The 6,471-nt window shown below is 42.5% G+C and carries 4 protein-coding genes; 1 reads left to right on the top strand and 3 read right to left on the bottom strand.

The window, feature by feature from the left end; genetic code table 11:
• Positions 1-632 precede the first annotated feature (632 nt).
• On the top strand, positions 633-1,907 hold the full coding sequence (locus BCU91_RS02905) for a CinA family nicotinamide mononucleotide deamidase-related protein (RefSeq protein WP_102530867.1): 1,275 nt from the start codon (positions 633-635) through the stop codon (positions 1,905-1,907).
• Positions 1,908-1,985: 78 nt separating this feature from the next.
• Here the strand turns inward: BCU91_RS02905 and BCU91_RS02900 are convergent, their stop codons facing one another.
• From BCU91_RS02900 to argE, 3 genes are all read right to left on the bottom strand, one after another.
• Positions 1,986-2,522 (bottom strand): DUF1439 domain-containing protein, encoded by a 537-nt coding sequence (locus tag BCU91_RS02900; protein WP_102440350.1) that lies wholly within the window; start codon positions 2,520-2,522, stop codon positions 1,986-1,988.
• Positions 2,522-5,170 carry a phosphoenolpyruvate carboxylase gene (ppc, locus tag BCU91_RS02895; protein WP_102530866.1) on the bottom strand — a complete coding sequence of 883 codons (2,649 nt, stop codon included), beginning with the start codon at positions 5,168-5,170 and terminating at the stop codon, positions 2,522-2,524. Before ppc ends, BCU91_RS02900 begins: the two co-directional genes overlap by 1 nt.
• A gap of 125 nt (positions 5,171-5,295) precedes the next feature.
• The gene (gene argE / locus BCU91_RS02890) at positions 5,296-6,447 is read right to left on the bottom strand and encodes an acetylornithine deacetylase (protein ID WP_102440348.1); all 1,152 of its coding nucleotides are present in this window, start codon (positions 6,445-6,447) and stop codon (positions 5,296-5,298) included.
• Positions 6,448-6,471 lie beyond the last annotated feature (24 nt).

Genomic DNA, 6,471 nt, shown 5'->3' with positions numbered 1-6,471 from the left:
ACAGTCAGGGCTTTTTTCGTATTGGGGGAAAACAACAATACCTAATGCTGATAATTTGAGTTATTAGCTGCAACATCTCAGCGTGAGCGGTGAGTGTGGACGAATGCCCATGTAAAAGTTGGGTGTAATGTCTGTGATTATAAAGCAAGGTTTTATACAGACATGGAACGCGAAGGATTTATCCGCAGCTGAACATCGCCAAGCGCTTAATATCTCTCATAAGAGAGTCGATAAAGCCTGACTCACCGTGTCAGGTTTTTTCGTTTTTAGGATATAAATATCAACAAGTTCTGATAATTGAAGTATTTAACCATATTTTTCTGAATATAAATGTGGGCAATAAGCCAATGTAGAACCAAGTTTAAGTCAATGGCCTAATTTTTCTAGATAGAATAATTAGCCTATTACTTAAGAGTCAGGCTTTATTGTGTTTGTGATTATAGCGCTGCTTACAATTAATAATTCACTTAAGAACCTGTTGAGTGCACAAGTTGAACTTAAAACAACCTATTGCAGTATTAAATAGCAGTAACGTAATGCAGCTATCATGATGGTAAGCTATCTTGTAGGTTATTTTGCGGATTTAATCTTGCTTGTTGTTTCTTTTCAAGACAGGCTTTTTAGGGATAATGATGAAACTAGAGATGATTTGTACTGGCGAAGAAGTACTATCTGGCCAGATTATAGATACTAATGCTGCCTGGGTTGCTAATACCATGATGGAGTTAGGTATTGAAATGCAGCACCGTATTACAATTGGTGATCGCTTAGATGATCTTGTTCAAGCATTTATTGATAGAAGCCATCATGCCGATGTGATTATTATTAACGGCGGTTTAGGGCCAACCAGTGATGATATGTCAGCAGAAGCGATGGCGTTAGCTAAGGGGGAGCCTTTAGTTGAGAATGTTGAATGGCGAGAGAAATTAATTGAATGGTTTTCGCGTAACAACCGTGTGATGGCCAAGAGTAACCTTAAACAGGCTTGGTTACCTGAGTCTGCAGTAATGATTGATAATCCTGTTGGAACAGCATGTGGTTTTAGAGTTAAGTTAAATAAAGCATGGTTATTTTTTACTCCCGGTGTTCCTTTTGAATTAAAGCACATGATCACCGAGCAGTTTATTCCTTTTATTAAGGCTGAATTTAAAGCTAGTGAAAACACTGCGCTAAAAAAACTGCTTACCATAGGTCATGGGGAGTCTTCTTTAGCTGATAGCCTAGCGGATTTAACTTTGCCTGATGGTGTCACCTTAGGTTACCGCTCTTCTATGCCACATATTGAGATTAAAATATTTGCTCGTGGCGATGAAGCAATTAGACAACTCTCAAGCGTGACCCAAGAAGTCAAAGCGATTCTCGGTACTGCAGTGGTCGCTGATGATAAGCCCACACTTGCTGCAGAAATTCATCAACGTTTATATCAATCTGGTTTTAGTTTAAGTGTTGCAGAGTCTTGTACTGGCGGTTTAGTAACGAGCCAGTTAATTGATTTTGCAGGCAGCTCATCTTATTTACATCATGGCTTAGTGACCTATAGCAATGAATCGAAAGTCAAAGTACTGGGGGTTAATCCACAGGTTTTGGATGATCACGGCGCGGTTTCTATTCAAACTGTTGAGGCTATGGCTAAAGGCGCTAGAGAGATTTTAGATAGTGACTACGCCTTATCTACTAGTGGTATCGCTGGACCTGATGGCGGTTCAGAGGAAAAACCTGTTGGGACAGTGGCCATTGCGCTGGCGACTAAAAATGCGGTATATAGTCAGATGATTAAAGTTGCCAGCCGCTCACGAAGTTTGGTGCGCAGTTTAAGCGCTGCAGTTGCCTATGACATGTTACGCAGAGCATTATTAGATGAAGCGATTATTGTTGATTACCCATCAATAAAACGTTTTGATAAGTAATTGAGCGTATTGTCTTTATATAAAAAAAGTAGCAATATTTATTGCTACTTTTTTTTGTTTCTGTTGAGTTATTAAGGTTTAAAACTTAATGACAATCTTGCCTTTTTGCACTTCAATCTCTTTGGTGATTGAGGCCATTAGTGCTTGATTAGCATCATTTTCATCCAGCACGTAGACAGGTTGCGATGCTAGAAAAGTACTAAGAAACATCATTAGCTGTGGTGTGATTGATGAAAGCATTTTTTCAATATCTGCGGGGGTTGATTTAACCTCAACCAAATCTAACTTCTTTAAATAGATGCTTTTGGTTTCAACGTCATACCAAGGCTCAGCCTCAAATGTTGTCACAAGATCCGCTTCTATAGATTTAAAAGGGTTTTTAACGGCCATTCTTGTTTGGGCTGTGACCGCAATAGTATTGGGCTTGTGGCCCAATTCTACTTCCATATCATTGAGTTTAAGTTGAAGCCCAAAAACTTGGTTACCTTGGGAGACTTCATAATGCATCTCGTTATTTAGGTAATCTTCAACTTCAGACTCACTAATGCTGTACTGAGTGGCGCAACCAGTCAGTAATAGCATTAGTAAACCTAAACCACATTTAAGTATGCGCATTAGCCAGTGTTTCTCATTCCTGCTGCGACGCCAGCAATGGTTAACATCAGTGCAAGTTCTACTTGTTTAGATGCTTGATCTTCATTACGGGTACGAGCGAGCAATTCAGCTTGTAAAAAGTTGAGTGGGTCAATATACGGGTTACGTAACTTAACAGACTCGCGGTTCCAAGGTGTATGCGCCATTAACTCTTCTGATTGGGTTAATGACAATACCTCATCAATACCTAATTGTAGGCTGGCGCGCAGCTTTATGCCCAAATGTTTTAATTCATCAGGAACAAGGCAGCTATCGTAATAACTAGCAAGGTTTGGCTCCGCTTTCATGTATACCATTTCAAGCATTGAAACACGGGTCTCAAAGAATGGCCATTGTTGCTCCATTTCTATGAGTAAATCAGCTTCACTTCGTTGTGACGCGGCTTGTAGTGCTTCGCCTGCACCTAACCATGCTGGTAGCATTAGGCGGTTTTGAGACCATGCAAATATCCATGGGATTGCGCGTAAACTCTCAATGCCGCCATCGACACGACGTTTTGCTGGGCGACTCCCTAATGGCAGTTTACCTAGTTCAACTTCAGGTGTCGCTGCGCGAAAGTAAGCCACAAAATCAGGCTCTTCACGGACGATGCCGCGATAGGCTTTAACTGAATCATCTGCTAAGCGCTGCATACAGTCACGCCATTGCTGTTTAGGCTCAGGTGGCGGCAGTAAGGTTGCCTCCATAACTGCTGAAGTATATAAAGCCAAGCTTTGAACGGCCACTTTAGGTAGGCCAAATTTAAAGCGGATCATCTCCCCTTGTTCGGTGACACGAATTCGACCATCAACAGAACCCGGTGGTTGCGATAAAATTGCTTTATGAGCTGGTCCGCCGCCTCGGCCAATGGAGCCACCACGACCATGGAACAGCATCAGTTTTACATCTGCTTTCTTACATACTGCTACTAATTGCTCTTGGGCATGATATTGCGCCCATGCAGCAGCAATCACGCCGGCATCTTTGGCAGAATCTGAATAGCCGATCATCACCTCTTGCATGCCTTTGGTGTAACCGCGATACCAGTCAATATTAAGCAGTTGAGTCATGCAATCAGCTGCTGTGGTTAAATCACTTAATGTTTCAAACAATGGCACTACGCGCATTGGATGCTGGCAGCCACTTTCTTTAAGTAATAACAGCACCGCTAATACATCTGATGGCTTACTTGCCATTGAAATAACATATGAACCCAGTGCTGTCGCAGGCTGGCTTGCAACCAGTTTACAGGTGTTAAGCACTTCTTGTACGTCAGCCGTTGGTTGCCATGTGCTTGGAATAAGCGGTCTGCGACCTGTTAGTTCACGTAATAAAAACGCCTGCTTTTCGTTTTCATCCCAGTGATCATAGTCACCTAGGCCTAAGTAGCGTGTTAGCTCGGCAATGACGTCGCTGTGACGTTCAGCATCTTGGCGGATATCCAACCTGAGCATATGGATACCGAAACAGGCCATACGGCGAAGAATATCTAACAATAATCCGTTGGCAATAAGCCGCATACCTGATGAGGTTAAACTACGGTATAGCAGCTCTAGTGGTAGCTTTAAGTCTTCAAGTTCCCAAATAGTTTCATCAGGTTTCATATCGACTTGATGACCTTCAAGGCGGATATTTAAGTAGTCGATGGTATTACGTAATTTGTTACGTAGATCACGCAGCACATCACGGTAGGGCTCTTTACTGTTATTGGTTAATGCCATCAGTTCTTCACTGGCATCTTCCATGGATAATTCATTAATCAGCTTAACGATATCTTTGAGGTATAAGCGTGCGGCAGCATGGCGGTTTCGTAGTAATACTTCTTGTGTGACGACTGAGGTAACAAATGGATTACCGTCTCTATCTCCGCCCATCCAGCTAGAAAAACGTACTGGGCATATGTCTGTGGAAATTTGTTTGCCCGTTTTAGCTTGTACATGATCATTGAGCTGGCGTAAGAAGTCGGGTACAGCTTGCCATAGTGATGTTTCAATTGTGCTAAGTCCCCAGCGAGCTTCATCAACAGGGGTTGGCCTGTCATGACGAATTTCATTGGTATGCCATATTTGTGCGATGAGCTGGCGTAAGCGTAAATGAGATTGGCCTATTTCTCGCTCAGTTAGTTGCTGATTTTCTTGCTCTGTCAGACAATCGACCACCGCGGAGTATTTTTGAATGAGGGTGCGACGTGAAATCTCGGTGGGATGTGCTGTGAGTACTAAATCGATATCGAGGTTTTCAAGACACTGAATAACCTCTTGCTCATTGGAGCTGCTGTTAAGCATTCGTCCAAGTAGCTGCTCTACTGGATCCGGTGTACATACAAGCTCATCACAATTACGGCTAATGGTATGGAATTGCTCCGCGATATTCGCCAAATTAAGGAATTGATTGAAGGCTTTGGCAAACGGGACTAATTCTTCATCAGGAAGCGAGTTGAGTAAAGTGAGCATCTGTTGGCGTGATTCTGCATTTCCTTGGCGGGATTCTTTAGCCAAAATGCGGATTTGCTCGACCTTTTCGAGAAAACCTTCACCAAGATGATCGCGCATAGTATCACCTAAAATTTGTCCTAAGTTGCTGACATTAGAACGCAAGGATGCATACATATCGGCGGTTTGATCTGCCATAATTACTCCATAAGTTACTTAATAAGCGGTGACAATTTTTCCATAAGCTTTAGCACAATAGCGAGCGACAACTGCTTGGTCAATGGCTGATGAGATAAATTCAAAAGCCATTAATCTGCTTGTTGTTATTTAATACAAGCTTGATAAATCAGTTTTTTAATGAGCTCAACCGTTGGGGTTAAATATTCAAGGCCAATATATTCATCGGGCTGATGGGCCTGATTGATACTCCCGGGGCCAAGTACTAATGTTTGACAGCCTAATTGATTTATATAAGGCGCTTCAGTGGCGTAATTGACCACTTCGGCTTGGCTATTAGCAAGCTCAGTAACCAGCTTGGTCCAATAACTATCAGCTTTTCCTGCAAATGACTCAGAGCCTGGGTATAAGGTGCGTACTTCAATACTGCCTGGATATTGCTTATTAATTTCAGCAAGGTAGTTAATGACCATTAACTCTAAATCAGCTAATTCAATACCGGGCAGTGGGCGAATATCAAGGTGTAAGTCGCAGCAGCCACAAATACGGTTGGCTGCATCGCCGCCGTGAATATGGCCAAAGTTCATGGTTGGGTAGGGCACGCTAAAGGCATCTTCTCGGTAGTTTTCACTTAAGTGTTGCTTGAGCTTTATTAACTGACCTGTGACTTGATGCATTATCTCGATGGCATTAAGCCCACGTGCAGGATCTGATGAATGACCACTGCGACCAATAACGCGAATACCTTGGGCTAAATGGCCTTTATGCATATACACCGGCTTTAAGCTGGTTGGCTCGCCGATAATGGCATAATCTGGTGCTATAGATGTTGATTCAGCAAAGGCTTTAGCGCCATTCATGGTGGTTTCTTCATCGGCACTGGCAAAAATATGTAATGGACGCTTTAACTCAGTTAATGGGATGTCTTTTAACGCTTCCATGATTAGGGCAAAAAAGCCTTTCATATCGCAGGTACCTAGGCCATACCAGCGATTGTCTTTCTCAGTTAATTCAAATGGACTTTGGCTCCAACGACCTTCATCAAAGGGAACGGTATCGGTGTGGCCAGCTAATAACAAGCCGCCTTTGCCTGAACCAATGGTGGCGACAAGGTTTTGTTTACCTCTGCTATCAGCGACAGTACTAATTGTGCAGTCAAACCCCATGTCGCTAAACCAAGACTGTAGCAGTGCAATAACTGCATGGTTACTCATATCTTGTTCTACTTCTAAGGCACTGATTGAAGGTAGTGCAATCAACTGTTTAAAAGCATCTTTTAATTCTGGTAGTGAGTTCATAAGGGCCTTTTATAAATATTTAAT

The sequence above is a fragment of the Shewanella sp. 10N.286.52.B9 genome (assembly GCF_002873635.1).
Classification (GTDB): Bacteria; Pseudomonadota; Gammaproteobacteria; order Enterobacterales; family Shewanellaceae; genus Shewanella.
Note: the sequence above shows the minus strand (reverse complement) of the source record. Positions and strands in the feature narration are given on the sequence as shown.